Here is a 26,995-nt window from a genome sequence, read left to right as displayed (position 1 = left end):
TGGAAAACCGAGTTTTTTCGACCGTCCGTATTGTAAATCCGGCAAAATGCATTCCGGATTAACAATACCTTCACGGTTCGGTATCAATGGGGACGCCCTCCAGCTAATATAGTCGGGACTTCATATTCAACGGAATAACGATTAATTCGGGCGATACCGCAACGAGTGTTTCAGACAATGCAGGCATTTTGAATTTCTATAATTTTGATTTAGAGCGACATAGCAGGTTATGTATCTGTTAAGTCGCTCTTTTTAGTTTTATGAAATTTAGGGCTTTACTTAAAGTGTACTTTAAGTGTTTTAATAAATTCAATCGCGTGAATCACGACGTTTTATTAATCGAGGAGGAACTTAACATGGCTAAAAAACCAACAGCAGGTCGCAAACAGTTGGGTGATTTTGCCCCACAGTTTGCTGCTTTAAATGATGATGTTTTATTTGGCGAGGTCTGGTCCAAAGAAGACGCTTTGTCTGCGCATGACCGTTCCTTAATTACGATTGCTAGCATTATTTCGGCCGGCAATACAGAACAATTGGAAGCTCATTTACGAATTGGCAAACAAAACGGCATTACAAAAGGCGAGATTGTTGCTGAAATTACTCACCTCGCATTTTACGCGGGGTGGCCAAAGGCATGGTCGGCGTTCAACCGAGCTAAGGAAATTTGGTCAGATGAAGAGGAGACACATAAGTAATGGCAAACGAAAAATTTGATACACAAAATATTTTTGGCCAAGGTGATAAAAATGACGCTTACGCGCAGTATTTTATCGGTCAAAGCTACTTAAAAAATTTGGTTAGTGCAGGCGATAATGTCAATGTGAATGTTGGCAATGTGACATTTGAACCAGGATGCCGCAATGATTGGCATATTCATCACAATGGTTATCAAATATTGCTTGTTACCGGTGGTGAAGGCTGGTATCAGGAAGATGGCAAGCCAGCACAGCTACTTCACCCCGGTGATGTGGTTGCCATCCACGAGGGTGTTAAACACTGGCACGGTGCAACAAAAGACAGTTGGTTTAGTCACGTCGCAATCACCACGGGGATGTCTGAGTGGCTGGAACCAGTCAGTGACGCTGCATACGATGCATTATCAAAAGATTGATTAGTCAGTTTAAAGGAGAATTTGAATGACAGTTCAAAATAAAGTTGTTGTAATTACTGGTGCTTCATCTGGGATTGGTGAAGTAACCGCAAAATTGTTGGCCAAAAATGGTGCAAAGGTTGTCCTTGGAGCTCGTCGCGAAGACCGTTTGGAAAAACTTGTCGCTGATATCAAAGCCGATGGCGGCCAAGCAGCGTATCAAACGGTTGATGTGCGGGATGCCGAACAAGTAGCCGCATTAGTCGCATATGCTAAAACCACGTTTGGTGGCTTGGATGTCATTTTCAATAATGCCGGAATTATGCCGACGTCGCCCATCAGTGCCTTGCACACGCAAGAATGGAATGACATGATCGACATTAACATCAAAGGCGTGCTCAATGGTGTTGCCGCTGTCATGCCAGACTTTGTGGCAAATAAGGGAGGTCATATCATTACGACCTCATCTGTTGCTGGATTGAAGAGCTTCCCTGGATCTGGTGTGTATGGTGCCACTAAGTTTGCTGTTCGAAACTTGATGGAAGTGATTCGGACGGAAAGTGCTAGTGAAGGCACCAATATTCGCACGACGACTTTGTACCCAGCGGCGATTAATACGGAATTGTTGAATACAATTTCCGATAAAGCGGCACGCAAGGGAATGGATGCTTTATACGATGCCGTGGGTATTAATCCTGATGCCATCGCGCGGGTTGTGAACTTCGCCATTGGCCAGCCAGAAGACGTTAACGTCAACGAATTTACGATATATCCAACGAAGCAGGCTTAGAGCGTGAACACCGCTGGGTAAAGTTGAGTAACAACGTAAAATGAATATCGTGCAAGCGATTTGTGCTTGTGCGATATTCATTTTTTGTTGTGCGCGGACTTTAGGTGGTGTGAGCGCGTTTGCAACAATGTAAAAGGGCAAGAGAGTTATGCACAGACTTCTGGGCGACAGTATCGCGTTTTCGCTATAAAAAATTCAGTTTGCCCGCTCATTTCCATCGCTCAACGCCGCATTTTAACCATTTCCAGACCTATTTAATTAAGTTAGCCAACTTGCCAAAGCAACCGAGCGGTTATGCTCGCTGATCTGCCTTCAATGGCTTATTTTTTAAGTCAATTAGTAGTTATAATTTTAGGCTACTGATCGATTTCAAACATGGTTATGATATGAAAGGAAGTATAACGATATGACAAGTATGGCAAAACGTTCTGCAGCAGATGATGAATTAATCAATCCGGAGAACAGTGTTTTCGCGTTGGTTGATTTTCAAGCAACACAGATTAATTCAGTTAATTCGATGGATCGGGCAACCTTAATTCGTAATATTGTCGCGACTCAATCGTTGATTAATAATTTTAAAATTCCGACGATTTTGTCTACCGTGAATGTTCAAACCGGGCGTAACCAAGACACAATTCCACAGTTAAAGGCGTTATTGCCAAACGTGACAAGTTACGATCGGACATCGATTAACGCTTGGGAAGATGCTGACTTTAACCGAGCCATTAAGGCCACGGGAAAGCACCAGATTATCATTGCAGCATTGTGGACGGAGGCGTGTTTAACATTTCCAGTACTGGACGCACTTAAGGAAGGTTATGACGTATTTCCTGTCGTTGATGCAGTGGGTGGAACCTCAACGGTGGCGCATGAAACAGCGATTGCACGGATGACGGCAAAGGGAGCTCAGCCAGTTACTATTGCACAGTTGGCTTGTGAACTCCAACGTGACTGGAATCGGACTGACACCGTACCCGGTTTCACCCAAAGTCTGTTTGATATCGGTGCATTTTTAAAGTTGAGTTAGCAATGATTCAGTTAGGGTGGCGGAAGGTCACTCATAGTAAGGAGAGCGACAAGCATGGTAGATGTTCAGGATTCAGTCAATCGTTTAATGGCGACGGCAAATGATCATTTTACTTATATTCAAGCAGGTCACGATTTTATTCGGGCGTGGGCCATTCAATTCGAGCTGGCTTACACCGACTACAGAACAATTGACCTAGCACTGCAATTTGATGGGACAGACAGTGACAAACTGAGGAAGGATTTTGTTAGCGCTTATCAGGCCGTTTACCGATTCGAGTATCCGTTTGCTGTCGGTGGTTTGGAACAATTCGACGAGCAGTGTGAAAACCAAATGCCGGATTATGAAGTCGCGGTTAATCAGCTTGATGAGGTGCTAGAGAAAGTTCGGCAGGTTGATAATTCAGTTGCCTAAATCATTTTGTGTTTCGTTTCAGACAAAGTTGCAGGGCTCAACGGATTAAGTGTATTCTGACTTTGTAAGTAAAATCGCAAAGGAGTTTACACATTATGATGAGTGTTTTTGGCAGTCCTGCAACGTATGTTCAGGGCAAAAATGTGTTATTTGATAGTGCTTCATATATTACCCGTTTGGGTCGTAAAGTTTTGTTATTGGCCGGCTCAACGGCGTACAAAATTGCTGGTCAGAAATACGTTGACTACCTGAAAGACAATGACGTCGACGTGGAATACGTACCGTTTAACGGTGAATCGTCAGTTAGCGAAATTGACCGAGTGACTGAAATTGGCAAGGAGTTCGGTGCTGACTTAGTTATCGGTCTTGGCGGCGGGAAGGCATTAGACAGTGCTAAAGCGATTGCTGACAATCTCCGCGTTAAAGTTGCCATCTTACCGACGTTGGCCTCGACAGATGCGCCATGTTCACGACTCTCCGTGCTGTATACGGACGAGGGTACCTTTTCAGCTTACCGTTTTTACGCGCAGAATCCTGATTTAGTGCTCGTTGATACCAAGATTATCGCCAATGCACCGGTACGGATGCTGACATCCGGTATTGCTGATGCATTGGCAACTAATGTAGAAGCACAGGCAGTAGCGCGTGGCGCTGGCAGCACAATGTTGGGTGCTAAACAAACGATGGTCGGTAACGCGATTGCGTCCAAGTGTGAGGAAACGTTGTTTGCTTATGGCACGCAGGCTGTGGCTTCAGTCGATAATCACGCGGCATCAAAAGCGCTGGAAAAAATTGTCGAAGCCAATACACTGATGAGTGGTGTTGGTTTTGAAAGTGGTGGTCTAGCCGCTGCACATGCCATCCATAATGGTTTAACTGCCTTAAATGGTCCAATTCATGATTTAACTCATGGTGAAAAGGTTGCGTTTGGAACATTAACGCAACTCTATCTCGAAGGTGCAGACCAGGAACGGTTTGATAAATTCCTGAAGTTCGATCTCGAATTGGGTCTGCCAACCACGTTTGCTGATTTGCAGATTCCCGATGTCAGTGATGAGGAGCTGATGCAGGTTGGTCAGTTATCAACGGCACCAAACGACACGATGGTGCAGATGCCATTTACTGTTGAGGCATCCGATGTTGTCGAAGCAATGAAGGGTGTCGATGCGTACAGCCGCTATTATCAAGCACATCACGTTAACAAATAAAGTTTTATCCAAACGAAAAGACTCAGATAGAATTCTTCATTAGGTTGAGGAATTCTTATCGGAGTCTTTTTTGCTGTCGTTTGACGTAGCAGACAGAATCAATTGAACTGTGCATTGTAGAGTTTGGCGTAAGGACCGTTTGCCGCAAGTAGCTCAGTATGTGTGCCTCGTTCCACCACCTGACCATGATCCATCACGATAATCTGGTCCGCATTATGGATGGTTGAAAGTCGGTGGGCGATGACGAGAGAAGTTCGCGACTGCATCAAGTTTTCAAGCGCATGCTGAATCGTCTTTTCGGATTCGTTATCCAAGCTGGCTGTGGCTTCGTCTAAAATGACGAGTTGGGCATTTTTCAACAAAGCGCGGGCAATCGACAAGCGCTGCTTTTGACCACCAGACAGTTTGACGCCGCGTTCGCCAATTTGCGTATCCAGTCCCTGTGGGAGACCGTGAACGAAGTCTGCAATGTCGGCCATTTCAATTACTTGCCAAATTTCATCATCGGTGGCGTTGCTACGGCCGTAGCGGACGTTATCGCGAATGCTGCCATCCAGCATGTAGATGTCTTGGGAAACGATGGCAATATTTTCGCGCAATGACTGTAACTGGATTTGGCTAATGGGACGGCCATCGAACAAAATATCACCGGCGTCAAGATTGTATAGATGGTCAATCAGTTTTGTCAGGGTCGTTTTACCTGAACCAGAGTGGCCAACCAGCGCTGTTGTTTTGCCAAACAGAATGTTGAAGCTGACATGACTGACGGCTGCCGGAATCTCACCAGTGCTCGGTTGGTCCGATTCCGGATAGGTAAATGAAACATCTTTCAGTTGCACGCCCGTAGTCATTGTTGGGAATGGCACCGCGTTTGGCTGATCGACAATAATTGGTCGCAACGCCATGATGTCCATCACACGCCCATAAGAAACTAACGATTGCTGTAGTTGATTCAGAATTTGAGTGAAGGCGCGAATCGGTCCTTGAAGCATGCCAATGTAAGCCAAGTAAGCGACAAGTTGCCCCACAGTTAGCTGATGGTGAATAACAAAGTAAGCACCAAATGCGAGGATGATGGCCGTACCAAGATAATTTACAAAATCAATGAGTGGTGAAAAGAGGGCTTGGTTTTGCGTCGCTCGAATCATGTCTTGTTTGTTTTTGTTAGCAAACGTGCCAAACCGTTGTTCCTCAAATTCTTCATTGGTGTAGCTTTTGATGAGGTCGATTTGTGTTAACGTATTCTGCATTTGATTCGACATCTGTGCTTGCGAAGCGCGAGCAGCCCGAAACGCGTTGTGGATGCGATTGCGAAAAATACGGTAGATCAAAAACATAAAGGGAAAGGTTATCGTGATGGCAATTGCCATTTGCCAATTGAGGATAAAAATGTAAATCCAGACGAAAATAAAGGTGATAATGCTGCCAATCATCGACAGCATGTTTGCTGAAATTAGGCTTTGTAGATTGTTAATGTCACTAGTCAAACGCACCATTAAATCGCCGGTTTTACTAGATTCAAAAAATTGGGTGTCTAGCTGGAGGGTGGATTGATAAAGTTCGGTGCGCAAATTTGTGATTGCGCCTTGGCTCATGACACCCATGTAATACGTTGATACATAAGATAAGACCCCGAGGACGATTGCTGTTGCCAATAAGCCGAGAACCACTTCGGTTAGGAGGCCAATGTCGTGTTTGGGGATGACGTGGTCAATGATGTATTGCGTGTATTGGGGGATGACGAATTCCAATAATGAAATAACTGTCAGCGCGACGATGTTTAGGATCAACAGCCATTTTCGGTTGAGGACTTGGCCGAAAACGAACCTGAACATGTTGCTGAGTGTGACTTTTTCCGTTGACTGTGCCATGTGGACACCTCCAGTTTGATCATCAACTAAAGGCTGTCGGTGTGCCAAACATTGTCTGTGATAGATATTGCCTTATATATGTCGCTTGCGGTTGTCAACATTGACACGCTCGCCGTGGGACCGGTTCGAACCTCCTGAAGGCCGGAGTTTCTCACCTCGCCGCAAAGCCTCGTGAGGAGCCGAGTCTTTGCGCCCGTCCGTGGTGTAAATTCGAATGGTTCTCTCGAATTAACACCACTCTCACGGCTCGGTATCAATGTTGACGCCCTCCAGCTCACATAGTAGTTTTTAGCTTCATCAGCTGGTTCTGTAAGCTACCAGTAAACAGCTAAATGTTACAGATTGCAGCCGAACAGAGACAGAGTTCGGCGTAACGGCAGGTGTCACTTCAGTAGCAATACTTGAGCCTTTAGTTATGAATAAACTAATCGTAATCAACTGAAACTGCCAACAAATTGCTCCATCCATTTATGATAATTAACAAACGTAACGAGCAACGTACTAAAGGCATTAATTTAATGCCTTAAAGAAATGATTTTGCAGGTATCACTAGCATCGCTACGATGAGCACAAGTTGATTCATCGGTAGAACAAAATAAAGTGTATGACAAGCTTTAACATTTTGTAACTATTTATAGGCGTATTAGCTTGAACTTTTATTTGAACGGTATTACAATATCACCGTGATATCAAATCAATATTGAATCGATATCGAAAGGGGCAAAACGATGGCGGATAAACCGAAGGAAAAACGGTTCTTGCTACGACTCGATGAAGATTTGTATGACCGTTTGGCTGCGGCGGCTGACCGTGAAAATCGGAGTGTAAATGCCCACATTGTGACCATCCTTGCAGCCAGTGCAAAACAGACCACGTTTGAGCATCGCCAAATTATTGGCCAAGCAATTGCGGGTAAACAGTTGAATCAAAAGAATGGGTTAGTAGAGTTGTCGGGGATTTACTATCGCTTTTTGATTGAAAACAACGATCCAGTGGATGCCAAGGCAAGCTACACCGTATTGGAAAGTAATGGCAATATTTTAACGTTGAAAAAAATCACGTAGGTTGCCAGTTTTTTCGGGATTACAGCTTCGGATTTTGAAAACAATGAGATGTCGAAACTAGGACAACACTGACTAAACTCGGCACATTGAAGGGGAAAATTATTATGCTTGGATTTAAAATTGTACCTCAAAATAATCAGGGATTAATTGAAACGTTGGGCCGTTACCGCCATAGCGTAGAGTCAGGACTACATTTTTATCTGCCATTTTTCCAAAAGATTCGCAACGTCAGTTTGGCGATGGAACCGTTAGCACTGCCCAACTACTCCATTATCACTAAGGATAATGCGGACGTGTCAGCCAGTCTGACGCTTAACTTTCATGTCACTGATGCAGTTAAATACCAATATGAAAACACGGATTCTGTAGAATCAATGGCACAACTCGTGCGTGGTCATTTGCGTGACATTATTGGCCGCATGGATTTGAATGAGGCACTGGGCTCTACCGCTAAAATCAACCAGGAATTGACGTTAGCTATTGGTGATTTAACGAACACTTACGGCATCAACGTCGATCGAATCAACATTGACGAGCTGACACCGTCTAAGGCCATTCAGGCTGCGATGGACAAACAGCTGACTGCTGACCGTGAAAAAGTGGCTGCCATTGCTCAGGCTGAAGGGGAAGCCCGCTCAATTCAATTGACGAATAAGGCTAAAAATGACGCATTAATGGCCACTGCGTCTGCGGAGGCTACTGCCACGAGGACCCGCGCCGATGCTGAACGTTACCGGATTGACACTGTCCAAGCTGGGTTAGCCAACGCAGATGACAAGTACTTCCAGAACCAGTCAATCAATGCCTTTTCACAGCTAGCTAATTCCAATGCGAACACGATTGTGGTGCCAAACGACGGGGCTGATCAGTTCGGCAAATTGCCGATTGTGGGCAAACTGTTAGAAAAAGGTGCAAACAATTAGTTTGAGCTGTACAAAGAAGGTGAGCGAATGAAAATTACCATTCGACGGCCAATTAGTACTGATCAGCCAGCTCATGTTGCTTCGTTATATTACCGAGTTTGGCAAACGGCTTATCGTGATATTTTGCCAGCAAGGTTTCTAAACGCGCTTTCTGTAAACAGTTGGCATCCTGAAAAACGATGGGCTAACACGTTACTTGCTGTTGATGAACAGAATACAATCTCCGGCGTATGCACGTTTGGCCCGAATCGTAACGATGACTATCTGAATACGTCGGAAATCTATTCGTTATATGTTGATGACGGCTGTCGTGGCAAGGGGATCGGTCATGATTTACTAAGCCAAGCGCTTGGCATGCTGCCAGACGATAGGGACTGCTTTGTCGTCGTGCTTACTGAAAATCGTTCAGCTCGCCATTTTTATAATCGCATGGGGTTCAAACAAAGTGGTGAACCTGAAACTTCGGTGACCAAGTACGGTCCGATCAATGAGGTTACGTTGGTTAAAAATGGCACTAATTTATAAATAAAAGTCTGCTTATTCAATAATCAAAATGTGTTAATTCGAATGAAAAAGTTAGGCTTTAAAAACAAATTTAATTGCCTGCTAGCCGCTTACTAATGCGGTTAGACGGGCATTTTTAGATTGTCGGCTTTTGCATGAAAATGGAATTAGTGCTAGCGTTATACACATGAAAGCAATGAAAACACAACGCGAAATCATGACCGCCGGCGAAAATTACAATCAGTTTGATCCCGAACTGATTGCGCGCCGAGTGGAAATCCGTCAGCAATTGCAGACGTTAAATGCAGAACCGGACAATGTCAAACGTAACCACGGTTTTCAGGATTTGTTGGCAGACAGTGGCCCGCACTTCTTTGTGGAGAGTAACTTCCGTTTTGATTACGGCTGGAACATTCACATTGGGGATCATTTCTACGCCAATTATGACAATACCTTTTTGGATACGTGTCCCATTACCATTGGGAGTCATTGTTATTTTGGCCCGGATGTTGGGCTTTACACGCCAATCCATCCGTTAACGCCTGAAGAGCGGAATGCGGATGTCGAACTTGGTGCTCCGATTACTATTGGCGATAGTGCTTGGTTTGGCGGTCACGTGACCGTGTTGCCGGGTGTTACGCTGGGAAACAATGTGGTCGTTGGTGCCGGATCAGTTGTCACGAAGAGTTTCGGTGACAATGTTGTCATTGCTGGGAACCCAGCAAGAATTATCAAACGTGTGCCTGAGGCTAAATCTTCAGTTGAAGCGGCAGAATTAAACACACAAGAAGTTTAGAGTGATCAATCCTGGCAGGTAACTGCGAGGATTGACGTTCATTTGTATATTCGGCGTTAGCCAATTTTTAACGCTGTGCAGGTGGTTCACTTCGGTGTCGGTGCACAGCGTTTTTGTGTGGAAAATAATTTTAGATTTATAAAAATAGGCGAGTGTTGTGGTGGGTCACACTATCACACAGCCATATCGCGCTCGCAGGTGCTTAAAGCATCTGCTCACGCTCACCCAAAACTTAGGAGGATTATTATTTTAAAGCGTCAGAATGTCGATCGAGCTGTCTTTGTACCAACCATGATTCTGTTTGGAATCGTGTCCCTGGTGTTAATCATTGGTGGCTCAGCCGTTCAGCAAACGATGAACGCGGTCTTGTCATTTCTCACGACGAAAACAGAATGGTTGTACGTCTTGATTTACGTTATTAACTTCATTTTTTTCATGGCGTTAGTGATGTCTAAATACGGGCGCATCAAGTTGGGTAAGCCTGGTGTTAAGGCTGACTACAACGGCTTCCAGTGGGGGAGCATGGTGTTTGCAACGGGGATTGACGCCAGCATTTTAATGTTGAGTGCCACCGACCCGTTACAATACCTGCAACACCCAGCCTTTGGTGCCAAGCCATTCTCATCTGCAGCTTACGTTTATGCAAACGTTGTTGGTGAATTTAACTGGGGTCCAATGGCCTGGATGATTTTCGCCACTGCTACCATTGCGATTGCGTACACCATGCACGTTAAGGGCAAGCATGTTCAACGTTTGAGTGCTGCGATTCCGTTGTTACAGGGACCTGGCCGGACACGTCATGTGTTACGTCAACTGATCGACTTTCTGGTTGTCTTTGGAATTATGGGTGGGATTGGTTCATCCATTGGGATGGAAATCCCCGTTATTGCCAAAGTATTGAGCACCATTACTGGTGTGCCGGATAACATTTATTTGAAATTGGCCTTATTCGTTGTGTTGTTTATTTTATTCGCACTGACGGTTTACGCCGGTTTGAATAAAGGAATTAAGAAACTCTCAGCTTGGCATATTTACCTGGCGATTGGATTCTTAATTATCGTTTTGCTGGTCGGTCCAACCACGAAACTGATCGGCGGCGAGGGGCAAACGTTGGCCCTGATGGTTCAACACTTTACTGCAATGTCATTTAACAAAGCTAATCCTGGTGTAAACAGTTTTGCGCAACACCAAACTATGTTCTACTGGGGCTGGTGGTTGTCTTACATGCCTGTTATGGGTTTGTTTATCGCCCGTATTTCTCGTGGTAAAACCATTCGTCAGGTCATCGTTGGCATGTTGACGTACGGTGTCGGTGGTTGTTTAAGCTTCTACGCAGTCTTAGGTGGCTACGCATTATGGTTGCAACAAACTGGCACGGTTAACTTAGTTCACATCTTGAACACGCAGGGTCAAGCGTCAGTATTGGCAGCATTGATTCAAACGTTACCGATGAAGATGATTATGTTAGTGATGTTTTGCCTGTCATGTTTCGTCTTCTTGGCAACGACCATTTCATCTTCCGCCTTTATCGTGTCTTCGTTCACCAGCCTGAAACTTTCGGGTACTGAACAACCAACGCGTTGGAACCGGATGGCCTGGGTGATTATCTTCATCGTCTTCTCACTGGGAATTGTTCTAGTGGGTGGCTTTGAAACCGTGCAAGCTATTTGTACGATTGCGGGATTCCCGTTGATCTTTGTGGCATTACTATTGCTGCATTCCATTTATCAGTCCGTCATGACGGATCCTTCTGTTCAACGTGCAAACTTGGTCGCACCGGCCAACGAGCGGCGTGAATGGATGCGTCAACGTTTATCTGAACAATAATATTGATATTTTCTTAGTCACTTACCTACATTGATGTTGGTGAGTGACTTTTTTATTTAAGGGCAACGTTTCCGCCTACGGTTGTCCGCTTTTGAACCCTCCTGTGGGACCGGTTCAAGCCCGAAGTTCGCGGTCTTTCACCTCGTCACCGAGCCTCGTGAACCCCCGAGTCTCAGTGACCGTCCTCGGTTGTAAATTCGGATAGAGCACCGAATTAACAACCTTTTCACAGTCGGGTTCAACGCGGACGCCCTTCAGCTCACATCCAATTGGCTTATTTCCGTTCAGTTCATTTTCAGTAAAGTAATATCGATTGGATAAGCGTATTAATCGTTTTTTTCGAAAAAGTTTTTGCAAACATCTTGTAGAGACAAATTATTTTAAAAAGGAGAAAACCGGTTAGTTGAGTTGACGAACAGTAAAGATTTAAAAAGTGTTCCACTATTGGCGACGTTAGCCACTTGTTTCCGTTTGAAAACACTGAGCTGTGATAAGCTAGGCGCACTTGGAGGAAGCAAGATGTATAAAGAAGATTTGCTGAATAAACGTGACCGGTTGGCGTACCGCATTATTTTGGATGTGTATCTGCAGAATGGAGAGACTACGCTAGCAGGCATCAGTCAACGGCTCCAGATACCATTGTCCAGCGTCAAACGTTATTTGGCGGGCTTAGTGCATGATCTGTCGCCGTGGACAAGTAACAAAAGGGTTCATTTTGAGGTCAACGGGACTAAAGTGATTTTCCAATTATTGGGAACGGTCACAATTGATGACTTGCTTGTCACACAGCAACTGCAGACGGCCGATAACGTGGTACTACTCAAATTTTTATACCAACACGGACTGCGTTTTAGAGCACCTCAATTGATGAACGTTATGCACGTAAGTGAAGCATCGCTGTATCGTAAGATAAAAACGCTTAACGAGTTGATAGCGCCTTTCGATTTGCGCGTAGCAAACGGACAATTAGTCGGCGATTTAAGTCAGTTGCAATTCTTCTATTTTAATTTTTGGCGGACCATTGGTGAGCACTTGCCTGCCAGCGATGATTTCGATTTGATGAAGAACTGGCTTAATAATGAAGGTTTTCGTTTAGATAACCATATGGTTGACCGGTTTCAAGACTGGTTAGCTATCGTGCAATATAGCGTGAACAATCAGTGGGCATATCGACGTGAAACGCCATTAAAGAGTCAGCGGTTGATGCGGCAAACACCCATCTTTGAACGACTACAAAGAGAGTCCGAATGGCCGGCGGCAAAGCGTCATGCGATGTTGCTATTCATCTTGTTGCACAGTGAGTTTATGTTTACAGACCAGATGTGGCAGTGTCTGTTATCGTCCAAAGAAACGTCGATTATCAGGTTAATGCGATTGGTAACTACCTGTAAACAGGCACTACGTGAAGCCTGGTCGGGCGTGCCGTTACCAGAGATGCTCACGGGGCAGCGACTTGCTGGTATTTTCATTGTGCCGATGATGACGGTCGGCGACGTGCAAATCTTTGATGATATTAGCTTTCATTATTTCACGAAGGACTTTTTCCGAAGCACAGACCGGCAAGCGTTTGACCGCGTTCGGTATCAATTGACACACACGGAAAGCGCTTGGATCAATCAGTTTGTGCGCCGTCACTGGGCGTATATTGAGCGTCGTTTGTGGCCTTACTTAGTGGTTCAATCACGGCGGGTACCACTTCATGTTGGGCTGGCGTTAGGCTTTTCAACAACGGTGACACAGTTTGCCAAGCGGGCGTTAATGGATGTTCTGACGCAAACGTTAGCGGTGACCATCAGTGATTATCAGACTGGGCAGTCATTTGATCTTGTTGTTGTGAATGAACGAACCGCTACGATGGTTTCAAGCTTAACTGAGACGCCAGTTGAGAAGATTACGGAGCTGGGAACAGAGCGGGATTATCAGCGAATCGCACAACGATTAAAGCTTTTATTAGAAAAACGCGACTGACTGATAGCGACACCGGTAGCCAAAATGTTTGCTCAATTAGTGAACGATGCTGGGTATGGTGGTGGCCGTTTAAAACGTTATTTACCGCAGAATGACGGCGTTTGTTGATATTAAATTGTGAAAAAAAGCAGACCCCGGTGGCCTGCATTTTTTTGACTGAAATACTGACGAAAAGAGGCTATTAATGACTGAAAAAATACGGTTTTTCGGTCATTAATGGCCATCTCAAGGGTCAAAAATGAGCGCGAAAAAGAGCCCCTTTCCGATAGAATAAGCAACGTGAATAACGTTAGCCGATGTTTTGCATGAGGAGGAGAGAGTGACATGACCAGTAACAAACGGCAGCTGGTGATAGCGTTAGCAAGCTTTATCACCGGTTTAGCCTTGTTGGCCGATCCAGGTCTAGCGGCACCGGTTGCTGATTCTCAAACAAGCGATCAACAGACTAGCAGTCAGCAAACGCAAGGTGTGCAATCTGCTGCTGAACCGCTTTCACCCGTTAATGAGATAAGCCAGATGTCCAGCGACGATTCGGTGGCGAGCAGTTCTACCATTGATGGCAGTAGCCTGTCGATGGCTAATCAAGACCGGTCAACCGTCACGGACAAGAATGCGGCAACAAGTCGGGCTGCTGTGATCGCTGGGCTGCCAATTTCGTTCACCATGAAACCGGTGTCCCGCAATCCAATCACGTTTAACGGCAATGATGTCACGGTGCCGATGCTTATGGATATTCCCAGAACTGGGACGGTTAACTTTTACGTGATGTTCTGGTGGGGAATCAACCAGTGGGTGGGTCGGCAAACGTTCAGCAAGGCAGGGGAGCAACAGCCGGTTAATTTTGTTATTCCAGCAAACGTCATTCCGCGTGATAACTCGATTCATACTGTGTCGTTATTTGCGACAGATGAATCTGGTCACCAAACGGGTTTAATTAATTTAATTCTGTTATCAAATGTTTCTGGTGAACAGAATGGTGCGCTTAAAGTGGTGGCACCCGGAAATATCAATTTTAATCAGGGTAAGGATAAATTGACGGTTGACGACGCGTGGGGCCATCAGTTGCCAGCCACAATTGAGGGACCTCAAGGAATCGGTCAAAGCGGCGTTGGTGGCAATCGGTTGGCGGTGCTAGATACGTATGGCAAAAAGCAAAACTGGACACTGACTGCAATGGCGAAGCAACCATTAACTGGACCGGATCGCGAGCCACTGGCAAATGCATTATTCTATGCACGAAATGGCAATCATCAACCCATTGAAGAAACCTCAGCGCTGGTGGCAACGAGCAATGATTACGCTACCGAAACCGTGAATGATGCTAGTAACGTGGCGCGGGGTCGCCAAACCAATATTTCGGGACACTGGGATCGTAATAATGGTCTTTTTCTAGAGGTGCCATATGGCATTGGCGGCGGCGAAACGTACAGTACCACCATTACATGGACGTTGACAGCTGGCGTGCCAAATCAATAAGCCCTTTTTTTAGCCTAGGCACACTCGCGCATTCGTGTGGGTGTGTCTTTTATGTTGAATGGAGGGGCGTTGAGCTGCTATGAGTTGATTGTGATAAGGAAGTGAACAAGGTGGATCGAACTGAATTATTGAATCAGGGGGATCGTCAAGCCTATCGAATTCTTGAGAGTATTTATCTGGCAGACGGTCAAACGAATCGAGCCAAGCTCATGAAAACGCTCGGTTTATCGCCAGCAACGTTAAGTCGTCATTTGCAAAAAATCATGGAAGATCTCCAGCAAGATATTGATGATGGCGCATTGACGTTGACGTTTGACCAAACACATGTGACGTTTGCCATGCAGGGGAAAATGACGTTGGATGGCTTAATGTTTGACCGCCAGGTGTTGCGTTCGGATATGTACCAGATTTATCTGTATCTTTATCAGCATGAATTTCATTTTCAAGTGTGGCAGTTAGCTAATGAACTGCACCTGAGTGAGAAAACGACGGCGCGCAAGATGATCAAGGCAAATGCGCTCCTTAAGGAATTTGGCTTGACGATTTATCGTGGCGAATTGAAGGGCACTCTGTTTCAGGTAACGTGGTTTTATTACAAACTGTTTCGTGAGCTGCATGTCAACCCAACGCAGGTAGCCAGTCACGATGAGTTGATCAAACGATTGACAGAAAGTGGTCTCAGAATCGATGAGTCAATGACCGACCGACTAACTCAGTGGTTGTCGGTAATGGACCACGTTCAGGTCAACTTCGCGCAGTTTAGCGACCAAGTCTCTGCGCTAGATGAACAGTTGACTAATGGCACCAAGCTGAAGGCGGTTGTTGATCGAACGGCATTACAATTGACGGAAAGTGAACGCGAAAATTTAACGTTGTTTCTGCTGCTTCATTGTGGGGCGGTTATCGCGGATACACAATTAGATGACTGGATTGGCATTACCCGGCCACAAAATCGTGAGCTATATGATAATTTACGCCGCATCCAATTACATTTTGCTCATGTTCAGGATATCCAACAGATCGTTCACATTAGCGTGGCACAGTTGTTTAGTTTGCTGGTGGTTCCCATGATCGGGATTGGCAGTATTGATCACTTTGATGATCTGAGCTTTGACCATGCGTTAGCCGTGAACATGCCATGCAATGGGGTGGTTGCGATGGCACGTTTGAAAACAACGTTATTGGAGACGACGACTGGCACGATTCACCATATTATTGACGAACACTGGCGCTATCTATCGCAATATCTATTACCCTTTTACGCATTATTGACTTCGACTACGCGACCAACGCGCCGTATTGGTTTGGCTCTTGGGACTAGTCGGGAGTTGACAGCACTATTTGCCAAACGACTGGTCAATGTGCTTGAACCAGTTGTGCAAGTCTCTTGGGAACTTTACGATGAGCGACATCAATACGATTTAATTGTCGTTAACGAACAAAATCGTCAAACGATTAAAACGGGCCAAACCTGTTACGAAATTTCAGCGTTGGGCAATGAGGATGACTTAAAGGCTATTTTGCAGCAAATGGTCGCGGTATGAAGACCGATGATTGATGAACCTGACTAACGTAAAAGGGGCCTAATTCCCGTATATGGGAATTAAGCCTCTTTTACATTAAACACGAACTCAAAACAAATGCGAGCCGATTTTTTTCCTGAGAAGCATTTGATGGTAGGACGATCGCCAGTAAGTTTGTTAGCTGACTAAAATCCAATTGCCCATTTATGAAATCACATTAGTCAAAATTGACGGTTTCTTAATACTGTTAACCAGTACAATTTAGTCATTCAGTAAAGCGAAAGGAGTAATGCACAGATGATACGTTGGCGCCGACTGGGTGTAATTAGTATGTTGTTGATCATCACGATGCTGTTTATCACGCCCAGTCATCGGATAAATGCGGCAAGTGGACCGGTGGTGACGTTTGCGACCGGCACTCAAGTTAATCCACAAAAAGTGCAGTTTGTTACGCAAAATGACACGGAGCAAAGCGCCACAATAACGCTGAGATTGCCCTCAACACTCATGGCTGATACTGGCGACGAAACGACTGCGGCTTTGAGCTGGAATGAACCGTTAACGCAAGCCAAGCTGACACTTTCTGCGCACCAAACGCAACGTTGGACGATTGCTGTTCAAACATTAACGCCAGGTTCTGGCGCGATTCAGGTGCTTGATAGCCAGCAACATCAATTGGCTGCACAGGAGATATCAGTAACACCGACTCAAAGTGCCAATGCCACAACGTCGAGTGATAGTGATGAGACCAGTACGACGGTAAAAAGTGAGTCGCAGACTGGTGTGAAAGGCAGTGAAGTTAACAGTAATAAAGATCAATCACACGTTCAGTTGACGCCAACTGAGACCGCTGACGCCGGGACATTGTCGACTGGTATGTCAACAGGCAGCTCGAGCATTGCAAGTTTGAAAGCTGTTCAAGATGATGAAGCAAAATCAAAGAACCATGCAAATTTTGATAAGAGTAGCGTTCAAACGTCGACTAATCAGACATCAACAGTAACGCCTTCGTCACCCACTCAAACCGAATCAGCACCGCAATCTAGCGAGCGGCATGCTAATGCTTCGCCGCAAACGCGGGCGGTTGACGATAATTCTGCTCCAGTGATTGATTATGGCGATCCACTTGCTGGCAATTACGTTCACTACACGGGTGGCTCGTTATCATTACCGATATTTTTGACAGTGCCCAAACCTGGTCGTTACCTGGTCTACTTAGAATTATGGTCAGACACATACCAGGGCGTTGATGAAGTTACGGTCGCCACAGCCACTAATCGTCAAAAGATTACCGTAACGATTCCAGCTCAATACATGCCGCAATATAGTGATCAACTGTCAGGTTTCAACATTCGTATTGGCGATGAGGACAATAATTTTAGTGACCCATTGCATTATGTACTGTCTCTGGATGTGCCAGATAAACCGGCTAATGCACTGTCCATCGCCGCACCACACACTGTTACGTTTAACCCGACCGATGAGCCACTAGATGCGGAAACGGTTTGGGGACAAAAGTTGCCAGCACGAATCTTACCGGTCAACAGTGATGAAATTGGCGCCAATACATTAAGTGTGGTCGACAATCGCGAGGGAACAAGATCGTGGACACTAACCGTATCAGCGGATCAGTCACAGCAATTATCCGATCCGGAACGCGATGTTTTACAGGATGCCATGCATTATGTGCGGCAAGGAAGAGATTTGCCAGTCAACAATCATCAAGTTTTGGTCGCTACCCAAGGAGACTATCCTAGCGAGGTTATTCATGACGTCGATTATCACTTATATACAGAAGTAACGAATATTTCACAACATTGGGATGCCAAGACCGGCTTGTTCCTAGAAGTCCCGACTGGCACCGAGGGAGGTGAGGCCTATTCGGGCAGTGTGACGTGGCATGTGACAGATGGTGTCGCAAATAATTAAATTACTTGAACCAAATAAAAATAACGAGAAGAAGGAGCATTAATATGTCATTATCAACAAAAATTAAACTTTTTTCCGCGCTTGGCCTTGCTGTAGCTGGTCTTGGCATGTCAGTGCCGACCGTTGCAATGGCCGCACAAACATCGACAGCAACTACCCGAGCAACCGTTGCATTTACACAGGATGACCAAACGCCTGAAACACCGGTTGACCCAGATAACCCGTCTAAACCTGGCGATGGTAGTAACCCTGGTACTGGTAACACGGGTGCCTTAACCCTGGACTACGTTTCAAACTTTGACTTTGGCGCCCACAAGATTTCACCAGCCAGGCAAACGTATATTGCCTCGATGGATAATGCTAATAAAACAGCCAACTTTGCTCAGGTAACCGACAAGCGAGCCGGCGATCCAAAGGGCTGGACACTCAAAGTGACTGAACAAGGTCAATTGCAGAGTGCCAAATCTCAAAAAGAATTAAACGGCGCTCAAATTAGTTTGACGAATTCACGAGCTGGTAGTGGTTTAGGCCTATCAGTTAATGAGGTTAGTGTTACAGACCAGGCGCTGTCACCAGGCAATCAAGCTGTTGTAATGAATGCTTTAGCCGGCAGTGGTTATGGTCTGTGGACGGACGCTTGGGGCACGAAGGACAACCCTGGCGTTAAGTTGACGGTGCCAACCGGCGCGTACCCTGAAGAAGATGTTTATACAACCAGTTTGAACTGGTCACTAGAGGATATTCCAACAAATGGTAGTAACCCAAATTCCCCAACCCCGACAACGGTTCCGGGTGGGGCTCAGGGGGCAGTTAATGCCGATCAAGGTAGCTAGTGAAGATGAAAGTTAATATTTGGGAGTGAATGAAATGACGCAGAAGAGAATCGGCAAACGTTGGCGGTGGTTATTAGGTCTATTCGTTGCGTTGACGACCCTGTTGTTTGGCATTCACGTCTCGGCAGACGGGCTGGCCTTTTCGGTACAGCCCGTTTTGCCGACTCAACAGGTGAATCAAAAAGTAACGTATTTTGATCTTCAAATGGGGCCTAGTGAACAAACGACACTGGTCGTCAACATTCATAACAATAAGAAAACACCACTACATTTGAGAACTGGCCTAGCGCAGGCCACAACGAACCTAAATGGGGTGGTGGAGTATGGAAAAAATAAGGAACGACTGGACGACAGCGTTCCAGCCGATTTTGCTAAAGTAGTGAAACTGCCTGTCAAGCCGATCACGATTGATCCAAATGGGGATGGTCAAGTGCGGATGCAGGTAATCATGCCGAAACATCATTTTGATGGACAATTAGCCGGCGGACTGACGTTGAGCGATGCAGACGCGGATGATGCGGTATCGTCACCAAATAAGCAACAGGCGGTGGCGATTCAAAATCGGTATCAGTTTGTGGTCGCAATTGTTTTGCGCAACAGTGTGAACAAGGTATCGCCCAAACTGTCATTAGGAACGGTGAAACCTAAGCAGATAAATGCTCGTAATGTTGTCAGCGGCGCCATTCACAATGAAACTGCTACTTTTGTTAATCAGCTGAAAGTAACGGGTGAAGTCAAAAGGGCTGACAGTCAGGCGGCGTTGTATACCACTAAGCAAGTTGGTTACCAGTTGGCACCCAATGCGGTGATGCAGTTTCCAGTATGGTTGAAGAATCGACCATTAAGCGCTGGTCGTTATACACTAACAATTACCGCAGTCTCGCAGAAGCGACGGTGGCAATTTAGTAAGAATTTCAAGGTCACAGCACAGAAAGCCCAGCATTTAAACCGGTCGTCCGTTGAAGTGAAGCCGGATAATACGTGGCGTAATGTTGCTATTGGAGCCGGAAGCGGGGCAACTGTTTTAGCCGGTATGCTGGCGTGGGCGCTTATTCGGCGGCGTCACTAATTAGTTGGCGCCAATAACTTTACGAATTGACGTACTGATAATGGAGAATTAATAATTTTATTTTAGTGAAAGCGTTCACACACTCGCCCTTATTTGTTACACTATTGATACAGTAAGAGATGAGGAAGTGACCCGTCATGATAACTAATGTAGAAGATTTTTTACCAGTATTAAAAGGGGTGCTCAGGGGATCATTTAGTGATGACCGTGAGCTAGTTGGTGGCGTCGTTTCCCGCTTGCAGGATTCTGATACGGTTCACTACGGCGTAACGCGCTGGCGAGCAAAAGACACACAAGATCATGAATTTACGTTTCAGAAAAATGAAGATGGTACATTTACGTATTTATACAAGCATTAAAACGCTATGTAAATGTGACACAAAGCGTGGCTCAATGGAAATTTCCGTAATGAGACACGCTTTTTTTGTACGTAAAGAGCGACGGATATAATTGATAATCGGTAAATATTAAGGAAATGTTAAGAATATAATTCGCGAAGATGACTGTCGATTTTCTAGATATTTTACCGCTTAAAATATGTTACCGGCTAAAGTATCTCAAAATCGTAACAAACCCCAATATAACAGCGTTTATTAAGGACGTTAATTAACTTAATTGTGTACAATTGTTTTTCTCTTAAAACAGCGTTATAACAGGCGAAACTCAATTGCTTTACATTAATAATCGACGATGACTATAATCGTTTGATAGATATAGCTAAATTACTTTTTTAAATTTTAAATGTTTTGTTACAGCGCTGTTAATTTAGTCAAAAGATAGTGGGAGGTTATTGCTAAAAATGACTGAAAATCGCCTAGGTCGTATTCCCGACACACAAAAGCAACATTATAAAATGTATAAGGCTGGTAAGCAGTGGCTTTTTGCGGGCTTAACTTTGCTGACCTTTGGGCTAGTCGAGGCAATGACTCAGGATGACGTGCATGCCGATCAGACACCGACGACGGTTCAAACACAAGCCGGTTCTGCGTCAGCCACTAATACGACATCTGCTGGCTCCGCGGTTCTTTCGACTGCAACCAGTCAGACGCAAACAACTAGTCAAGCAAGTGCCCAAAGTGAACACAGTGGTAGTCAAACATCGGTTGCTACCTCTGCTTCTTCTGAGACAGTTAAAAGCGACACAACGGCTAGTCAATCGAGTAAAACGACCGACTCAGAATTGACTTCTCGTGCCACCCTCAGCGATGCAAGCAGTGAGACTGTGCCAGCTTCTGCACCAGCACAGACACCGGGTTCGGTGACGAATACACTGATTAATCCAGCTACATTGGGCTCGCGGGCAACGCTAAGTGATGCTACAAGTGCGGCAACCTCTGCCAGCTCTACTGTTAGCGCTAAACCGGCCAATTCAGCCAGCCAAACGGAGACAACTTCCGTTAAGACCAATGCGGTAGCCCCAACAACCACTGCCACGACTGACAAAACTGTTGCTGCCTCAACAGAAACAAAGCAGACACCGGCGGCTTCTACAACCAGTGACCAGACTAGTACGGCTTCACAAAGTTTGACGGTGGTCAGTGTAGCCGCAGCAATCACTAATGATGAATTGAATACACTCAAGTCTTCTTTGGCCGCTACTAGCCAACCTGCTGAAATCGTTCGTATGGACGCGACAACGGGTACGACCAATGGCACTACTGGGACGACTACCGATGCTACAGGGACGACTAATGCAACCACTGCGGCACCGTCTAGTGAATACACAGCAGCGGCTCAGGCAGCTGTCACTGCTGCTAACAACGCTGCTACCAGTGCCAATGCTAATCTGACGACCGTTAATCATACATTGGCAACATTAGAAGCAACTGCGGCGACGGATCCAACGCAAACTAATGTGGCCGACTTACTGGCTTCAGCTGCTACGGCCCAGAAGAAGGCTAGTGATGCTGTAGCAACAGCAGGGATTGCACTGAAATCTGCACAGGATTTTGCAAATTCTGCCGCATCAGCTGAGACGGCAGGTGATAACGCAGCTGCCAGCGGCTTTGCCGATGATGCTAAAACGCAACAGACTGCTGCCGAAACGGCGCAAAACACAACTGCGGGCCAAGTTTCCACAATAAATGACTTGAATACTCAAGTAAACACTCAGGTTGCTAACGATAAAAAGGTTGCTAGTATCGGATCGTTTGTACAGGAAGCATCGACGGCTACGGCTAATCAAAATACCTCTAAAGTTGCATTAAGCGACACCGCTGGTCAAGCAGCAGCTGCTGCGGGCAAGGATACGCAAAATGGTTCGGTACAATCAGCCAATAATTCTATTCAAGCTGATTTAAATGAAGCGACCACTGATTCAGCTGCTGCGGTGACTGCATTGGCTAAAGCAAAAATTGCGTCAACTGCGGCAGAAGTATTGGGTTTAAGCTCTGATGCAGCACTGGCATTTGCAGAAGATGCGTCTAATGAAGCTTCAACGGCGACTTCTTTAGCTGACAAGACGGCTCAGGCGCTTGCCAATGCGAAAAATGGCCTCAACAAGATTCAGGGATGGTTGTCAGCGGACAGCATTGCAGCGCAGAGTGCAGCACAGAGTGCAGCTGGTGAAGCTCAAAGCGCAGCTGCTGAATTACCCAAGGTTACTAATGCAAACACACAAACGCAGAGTAATGTTTCGATTGCGGGGTCAATTGCCGGAACCGATTTAAAGAATAAGGATCTTCAAGCTAAAAATACTTCAACCCAGGCTAATGGTACTGATGCTAATGATTTGGTTACTAAAGCTCAAGATGCAGACACAGCTGCAAAAAGCTATGCCAATCAGGCAGCTAGTGCTGCGGATTTGTATGATCAAGTTGCAGCTAAGAGTTATGCAAATTTGGCGGCCAAAGAAAATACGCTGGCTTCTGGCTACACTACCAGTGCTAATTCCCTAGCTAGTGCAACGACGTCAGCTTATGCAAACATCAAGAGTGTTGTGACTTCTGATAGCACCGCGGCCAGTCAGGCGGCTGATTCGGTTGTTAACACGCACAACTATGCATCTGGTGTAATGAAAACCGTTAGTGACCAGATTAAAGCGATAGAGGCCTATACTTCAGAAGTTAATTCTGCAGAAGTTGCGGATCCAGCACTTGCTTCTAATAGTGCTTTTATGTCCGCACAGGCGGCATTAAAGTCGGCACAAACAAGTGCAGTGTCACAACAAATTGCTGCTCAAAATCAGTATGACACTACGTATCCGTATATGATTAATCATGCGCTTTCGGCGGCGGCAGAGAATGATGCTGCTTCAGCTAGTTATTTTGGGTATGACGGTGGTACGCTCCTTAATTCTATGTTTGCTGAGTTCCTTACGAAGACAAACAAAGCTGAATCGGTTGCTAACTCTGCTGCTGAACTCGCACAAAGTATCCTGATTGTTGATAGTACAATGGCGTCGCAACAAGTTACCTCCACTCAAATTGCTGCTGACGATATTAGTAAGCGGGTTAGTTCTGCGACATCTGATGTGAATAGCGTAAATAAGTATGCTAGTTCTGGAATCGCATTGGCTGCTTCTGATACTAACAACAGTGACGTTCAGAACTACAGTAAAAAATTGAAAGCCAATTCGGAATCAACATTAGTAATGCAGAGTGGTTTAACTAGCGGTCAAGCTACCGCAAACTCTCTGCTGTCTGCTGCATCTAATGCAGCCCTTAGTAATGATGTTGTAACTGCGAAAAGTTATGCTACTCAGGCTCTGCTGCTTGCTAGCAATATGGCCGAATTGCAAAATAAAATAGATAATAATCGTGATCAAGCGGCCAATACGTATACTCTTCTGTCAAACGCTGTTCACACGGATTCTATCGCTTCTTCTAACTTTGCAACATCAGCAGATAGTTCGTCAAAAGTTGTGAGTGGGGTTGCGAATAATGTCGACCCTGCGGCCAGCACGAATGCCGACTCTGCTGCAAAGTCAAGCGTGGCCAGTTTAGGTGCGGCAGATACAAAAAATGACAGCGTGCAACAAGCTATGAAGAGTTTGCAGTCTCTCCAAGGATCCCTGATCAGTGCGAATTCCACAATGCAGAGCTTGAAGACTGCAGCTTCTGTCTACGCCTCAACAGCGGCGAGTGCGGCAGATTCAAATAACGATGTCAGTTTGGCAAGCCAGAATGCCTCGGATGCCGCAAAAATGGAAGCTTCAGCGGCCAATGCTGGAACTAGCGTAACAAATTTAGCCTCGAGTATTGCCGATGGTCTCAAGAAGCTTACGGCTTCGGTTCAAGCTGATAGTGAGGCAGCCGCAAAATCCTCGAAAGAAGCGGCAAGTCAGGCGACGAGTGCCGACACAGCAAACACCTCTGCCGCAAAGGACAACACGTCTGCACAAGGACAAAATACGTCGGCACAAAATGCAGCTGATAGTGATAAATCGGATACAGCGGTTCAAAATTGGGCGAAGTCAGCCTCAACACAAGCGGCAACTGCAGCAAAGGCCGCTTCGGATGCGTCGAGTGCGTTAGACGCGGCCAACAGTTATGCAAGTGCAGCCTCCGATGCAGCTAAATTGAACGATGTTAAAGCAGCCAGTACTGCTGCCAGTTATGCTACTTCAGCTAATAAGCTAGCAAATGAAGCAGCAACGTCGGCTCAAAATGCACTGAGTTCATTAACAGACCTGAACACTTCGATTACTAACAAGGTTGAAGCGGATTCAAAGGCCGCTTCGAATGCCGCAAAGAGTGCAAACGACGCTGCAACAAGTGCCGCGACTGCTGCAACAGGTGCCGCAACTGCTTCCAGCACAGCTCCAACCAGTTCTGCCAAGACTGATTTGAGTAATGCTGCGGTACAGTCCATGGCATCGCAGAATAGTGATTGGGCAAAGGGTCTGAGTGCTGCTAATTCGACAGCACAGAAGGAGAATTCCATTGCTCAAAGCTATGCTAGTGCGGCGGATAAAGCGGCGAAAACAAATGATAGTGCAACTGCAATTGCTGATCGAGATTCCGCAATATCGGCCCAGAAAGCGGCCACCAATGCAGCTACTTCAGCAACTGAATTTGCCAAGAGTATTGCTTATCAAAATACCGCAATTGATAAGCAAGTGAAGGCTGATTCACTTGCTGCCTCTGAAGCCGCCGCCAGCGCCAGCGCTGCTGCTTCCACAGCTAACTCCAATGCGAGTGCTACGAATTCGTCAACGACGAGTGCAAGTAACGCTGCTACTAGTGCAACAAGCGCTGCTAAAACAGATTTGACGAACAGTGCAGTTCAGTCAATGGATAAGCAGAACCAAGGTTCATTGGCGGCATTAAGTGCTCAGAACTCCACTGCATTATCTGCTGCCTCAGTTGCTAAGAGCTATGCAGATGCTGCTTCAACAGCAGCAACAACAAACGACAGTGTTACTGCAGCATCTGACAAGGCTTCGGCCGAAAGTGCTGAAAAAGTGGCTGCTAATGCGACAGCTTCTGCAAACACTTTGTTGGGGCAAGTTAACCAATTGAATTCCGCCATCAATAAGGCCGTTAGCATCGATTCCGCAGCTGCTAGTTCATACGGTAGTACTGCTACCAGTGCTGCTACGTCCGCTGATCAGGCTAAGAGTGCGGTTACCAGCGCAACGCAGTCGACTCAGCAAAGTGCTACAGTGGCCGCTAGTCAAGCTGCAACGGATCAACAAAATAGCACCGTTCAATCACTTGCTAGTGAAGCTAACTCATTGATGAGCCAGTTGAACAGTACCGAATCGGCCGCTGCTTCTGAAAACTTGTTGGCTAGTGCTGCTGAGTCCAGTGCGTTGAGCGCTGCCAAACTGAATGATCCGAAGACGGCCAGTCAGTTTGCTTCAGAAGCTCAAAGTGCACAATCAGTACTTGCTGGCTTGAGTGCTGCTGCGGCTCAGTTCAGAAGTCGGATTGATGCAACGTTTGAAGATATTAACAAAGCGGTTAATAAGTACCACCATGATGCAAGTGTTGCAGCCAGTGAGGCCGCTTCCGCCGCGTCAAAGGCCGCTAGTGAAGCTTCTGCTGCTCAAAGCGATGCTGAACGGTTAGCAAGTTTGGCCAACCAGGCACACAGTCAGGGGCAGTCATCACTTGAAAACAAAGCCCAATCCTTAGTTAACCAGGCTAATAGTGCTGCTAGTGCAGCTGATTCATTGGCCAAACAAGCTGCTGAGGATGAAGAACTTGCCAAACAAGCATTGGCAGCAAATGACCCAACTCTCGCTAAGAAGTATTCTGATGCTGCTAGTCAGGCGTTGGATCAGGCAAATAAGTTACGCGAGTTTGCGGACAGCTTGGCTGCTCAGGCCGCTGACATTGAAGCTCAGCTAAAGGCGTTACTGCCCCCGAAGACGGCTGGTGACCCAACCGGGAATAATAGTAGTTCAGACCCAGCTGCAGCGGGCAGTTCCTCGTCTGTCAACGGTGGTTTGGGCAACGACCCATTGTCGGCTAACGGTGAAATGAGTAATGGTCAGTCATCAACGACTGGTACTCGTGTGGCTACAACCGGAGTCAACGGTGCACGTGGTTACAATGGTCAGCTGACTAATGGTAACCAGGCCTCATCACCTGTTGATCCACAGTATGTTGGCCGGCACTTACCGGACACCAACGAAGCAAGTGAACTTGAAGCGCTGTTAGGCCTTCTTGGCTTAACAACGTTGATCGGCTGGTTTGGTCTTCGTCGTAAGCACGATTCATTAAAACACTAGAACA

Annotated in this window: 20 protein-coding genes; 19 read left to right on the top strand and 1 reads right to left on the bottom strand. The window is 46.0% G+C overall.

Translation table 11 applies throughout. The features are described 5' to 3' along the window. Positions 1–356: 356 nt before the first annotated feature. From GB993_RS07580 to GB993_RS07555, 6 genes are all read left to right on the top strand, one after another. Positions 357–695, top strand: a complete 339-nt coding sequence (locus GB993_RS07580; RefSeq protein ID WP_161003758.1) for a carboxymuconolactone decarboxylase family protein — start codon at positions 357–359, stop codon at positions 693–695. Beyond that, positions 695–1,111, top strand: coding sequence for a cupin domain-containing protein (locus tag GB993_RS07575; RefSeq protein WP_161003757.1), 417 nt, complete (start codon positions 695–697; stop codon positions 1,109–1,111). The genes GB993_RS07580 and GB993_RS07575 overlap by 1 nt, the downstream gene beginning before the upstream one ends. A gap of 25 nt (positions 1,112–1,136) precedes the next feature. Then, positions 1,137–1,880, top strand: coding sequence for an SDR family oxidoreductase (locus tag GB993_RS07570; protein ID WP_161003756.1), 744 nt, complete (start codon positions 1,137–1,139; stop codon positions 1,878–1,880). 406 nt (positions 1,881–2,286) lie between these two features. Beyond that, positions 2,287–2,907: an isochorismatase family protein gene (locus GB993_RS07565; RefSeq protein WP_161003755.1), complete on the top strand. Its 621-nt coding sequence runs from the start codon at positions 2,287–2,289 to the stop codon at positions 2,905–2,907. 54 nt (positions 2,908–2,961) lie between these two features. Further along, a complete protein-coding gene (locus GB993_RS07560; RefSeq protein WP_161003754.1) occupies positions 2,962–3,321 on the top strand; it encodes a hypothetical protein in 360 nt (119 codons plus the stop codon). A gap of 95 nt (positions 3,322–3,416) precedes the next feature. Then, positions 3,417–4,529, top strand: coding sequence for a glycerol dehydrogenase (locus GB993_RS07555; protein ID WP_161003753.1), 1,113 nt, complete (start codon positions 3,417–3,419; stop codon positions 4,527–4,529). Between the two features lie 98 nt (positions 4,530–4,627). Here GB993_RS07555 and GB993_RS07550 read toward each other — a convergent pair whose 3' ends face one another. Beyond that, positions 4,628–6,400, bottom strand: a complete 1,773-nt coding sequence (locus tag GB993_RS07550) for an ABC transporter ATP-binding protein (protein ID WP_161003752.1) — start codon at positions 6,398–6,400, stop codon at positions 4,628–4,630. Positions 6,401–7,128: 728 nt separating this feature from the next. Here GB993_RS07550 and GB993_RS07545 point away from each other — a divergent pair. The 13 genes from GB993_RS07545 (at position 7,129) to GB993_RS07485 (ending at position 26,991) form a co-directional block, all read left to right on the top strand. Beyond that, entirely contained in the window at positions 7,129–7,464 is a 336-nt protein-coding gene (locus GB993_RS07545; protein WP_017260562.1) for a type II toxin-antitoxin system antitoxin, read from the top strand. A gap of 104 nt (positions 7,465–7,568) precedes the next feature. Continuing rightward, the gene (locus GB993_RS07540; RefSeq protein ID WP_161002273.1) at positions 7,569–8,387 is read left to right on the top strand and encodes an SPFH domain-containing protein; all 819 of its coding nucleotides are present in this window, start codon (positions 7,569–7,571) and stop codon (positions 8,385–8,387) included. Between the two features lie 27 nt (positions 8,388–8,414). Then, on the top strand, positions 8,415–8,912 hold the full coding sequence (locus tag GB993_RS07535; protein WP_161003751.1) for a GNAT family N-acetyltransferase: 498 nt from the start codon (positions 8,415–8,417) through the stop codon (positions 8,910–8,912). A gap of 175 nt (positions 8,913–9,087) precedes the next feature. Beyond that, entirely contained in the window at positions 9,088–9,687 is a 600-nt protein-coding gene (locus tag GB993_RS07530) for a sugar O-acetyltransferase (protein WP_161003786.1), read from the top strand. 291 nt (positions 9,688–9,978) lie between these two features. Next, positions 9,979–11,514, top strand: coding sequence for a BCCT family transporter (locus GB993_RS07525; RefSeq protein ID WP_161003785.1), 1,536 nt, complete (start codon positions 9,979–9,981; stop codon positions 11,512–11,514). 519 nt (positions 11,515–12,033) lie between these two features. Next, on the top strand, positions 12,034–13,482 hold the full coding sequence (locus GB993_RS07520; RefSeq protein ID WP_161003750.1) for a helix-turn-helix domain-containing protein: 1,449 nt from the start codon (positions 12,034–12,036) through the stop codon (positions 13,480–13,482). A gap of 324 nt (positions 13,483–13,806) precedes the next feature. Continuing rightward, positions 13,807–14,958: a WxL domain-containing protein gene (locus GB993_RS07515; RefSeq protein WP_161003749.1), complete on the top strand. Its 1,152-nt coding sequence runs from the start codon at positions 13,807–13,809 to the stop codon at positions 14,956–14,958. Between the two features lie 110 nt (positions 14,959–15,068). Continuing rightward, positions 15,069–16,502 carry a helix-turn-helix domain-containing protein gene (locus GB993_RS07510; RefSeq protein WP_161003748.1) on the top strand — a complete coding sequence of 478 codons (1,434 nt, stop codon included), beginning with the start codon at positions 15,069–15,071 and terminating at the stop codon, positions 16,500–16,502. A 276-nt stretch (positions 16,503–16,778) separates the two neighbouring features. Next, the gene (locus GB993_RS07505) at positions 16,779–18,410 is read left to right on the top strand and encodes a hypothetical protein (RefSeq protein ID WP_161003747.1); all 1,632 of its coding nucleotides are present in this window, start codon (positions 16,779–16,781) and stop codon (positions 18,408–18,410) included. A gap of 44 nt (positions 18,411–18,454) precedes the next feature. Continuing rightward, positions 18,455–19,243 (top strand): WxL domain-containing protein, encoded by a 789-nt coding sequence (locus GB993_RS07500; RefSeq protein ID WP_161003746.1) that lies wholly within the window; start codon positions 18,455–18,457, stop codon positions 19,241–19,243. 34 nt (positions 19,244–19,277) lie between these two features. After that, positions 19,278–20,312 (top strand): WxLIP family cell surface protein, encoded by a 1,035-nt coding sequence (locus GB993_RS07495; protein ID WP_161003745.1) that lies wholly within the window; start codon positions 19,278–19,280, stop codon positions 20,310–20,312. Positions 20,313–20,449: 137 nt separating this feature from the next. Then, positions 20,450–20,671 (top strand): hypothetical protein, encoded by a 222-nt coding sequence (locus GB993_RS07490; RefSeq protein ID WP_161003744.1) that lies wholly within the window; start codon positions 20,450–20,452, stop codon positions 20,669–20,671. A 440-nt stretch (positions 20,672–21,111) separates the two neighbouring features. Next, positions 21,112–26,991, top strand: a complete 5,880-nt coding sequence (locus GB993_RS07485; protein WP_161003743.1) for a KxYKxGKxW signal peptide domain-containing protein — start codon at positions 21,112–21,114, stop codon at positions 26,989–26,991. Positions 26,992–26,995 lie beyond the last annotated feature (4 nt).

The organism is Furfurilactobacillus milii (assembly GCF_009864005.1).
In the GTDB taxonomy this organism is placed as follows: domain Bacteria; phylum Bacillota; class Bacilli; order Lactobacillales; family Lactobacillaceae; genus Furfurilactobacillus; species Furfurilactobacillus rossiae_B.
The sequence above is the reverse complement of the archived record's forward strand: the minus strand, read 5'-3'. Positions and strand labels throughout refer to the sequence as shown.

What these genes read in the sequence shown, in the direction of transcription:
- GB993_RS07575 (WP_161003757.1), top strand. Translation starts at nt 695, where the DNA reads ATGGCAAACGAAAAATTTGATACACAAAATATTTTTGGCCAAGGTGAT.
- GB993_RS07570 (WP_161003756.1), top strand. Translation starts at nt 1,137, where the DNA reads ATGACAGTTCAAAATAAAGTTGTTGTAATTACTGGTGCTTCATCTGGG.
- GB993_RS07485 (WP_161003743.1), top strand. Translation starts at nt 21,112, where the DNA reads ATGACTGAAAATCGCCTAGGTCGTATTCCCGACACACAAAAGCAACAT.
- GB993_RS07535 (WP_161003751.1), top strand. Translation starts at nt 8,415, where the DNA reads ATGAAAATTACCATTCGACGGCCAATTAGTACTGATCAGCCAGCTCAT.
- GB993_RS07580 (WP_161003758.1), top strand. Translation starts at nt 357, where the DNA reads ATGGCTAAAAAACCAACAGCAGGTCGCAAACAGTTGGGTGATTTTGCC.
- GB993_RS07520 (WP_161003750.1), top strand. Translation starts at nt 12,034, where the DNA reads ATGTATAAAGAAGATTTGCTGAATAAACGTGACCGGTTGGCGTACCGC.
- GB993_RS07555 (WP_161003753.1), top strand. Translation starts at nt 3,417, where the DNA reads ATGATGAGTGTTTTTGGCAGTCCTGCAACGTATGTTCAGGGCAAAAAT.
- GB993_RS07505 (WP_161003747.1), top strand. Translation starts at nt 16,779, where the DNA reads ATGATACGTTGGCGCCGACTGGGTGTAATTAGTATGTTGTTGATCATC.
- GB993_RS07560 (WP_161003754.1), top strand. Translation starts at nt 2,962, where the DNA reads ATGGTAGATGTTCAGGATTCAGTCAATCGTTTAATGGCGACGGCAAAT.
- GB993_RS07500 (WP_161003746.1), top strand. Translation starts at nt 18,455, where the DNA reads ATGTCATTATCAACAAAAATTAAACTTTTTTCCGCGCTTGGCCTTGCT.
- GB993_RS07550 (WP_161003752.1), bottom strand. Translation starts at nt 6,400, where the DNA reads ATGGCACAGTCAACGGAAAAAGTCACACTCAGCAACATGTTCAGGTTC.
- GB993_RS07540 (WP_161002273.1), top strand. Translation starts at nt 7,569, where the DNA reads ATGCTTGGATTTAAAATTGTACCTCAAAATAATCAGGGATTAATTGAA.
- GB993_RS07565 (WP_161003755.1), top strand. Translation starts at nt 2,287, where the DNA reads ATGACAAGTATGGCAAAACGTTCTGCAGCAGATGATGAATTAATCAAT.
- GB993_RS07515 (WP_161003749.1), top strand. Translation starts at nt 13,807, where the DNA reads ATGACCAGTAACAAACGGCAGCTGGTGATAGCGTTAGCAAGCTTTATC.
- GB993_RS07525 (WP_161003785.1), top strand. Translation starts at nt 9,979, where the DNA reads ATGATTCTGTTTGGAATCGTGTCCCTGGTGTTAATCATTGGTGGCTCA.
- GB993_RS07545 (WP_017260562.1), top strand. Translation starts at nt 7,129, where the DNA reads ATGGCGGATAAACCGAAGGAAAAACGGTTCTTGCTACGACTCGATGAA.
- GB993_RS07530 (WP_161003786.1), top strand. Translation starts at nt 9,088, where the DNA reads ATGAAAACACAACGCGAAATCATGACCGCCGGCGAAAATTACAATCAG.
- GB993_RS07495 (WP_161003745.1), top strand. Translation starts at nt 19,278, where the DNA reads ATGACGCAGAAGAGAATCGGCAAACGTTGGCGGTGGTTATTAGGTCTA.
- GB993_RS07490 (WP_161003744.1), top strand. Translation starts at nt 20,450, where the DNA reads ATGATAACTAATGTAGAAGATTTTTTACCAGTATTAAAAGGGGTGCTC.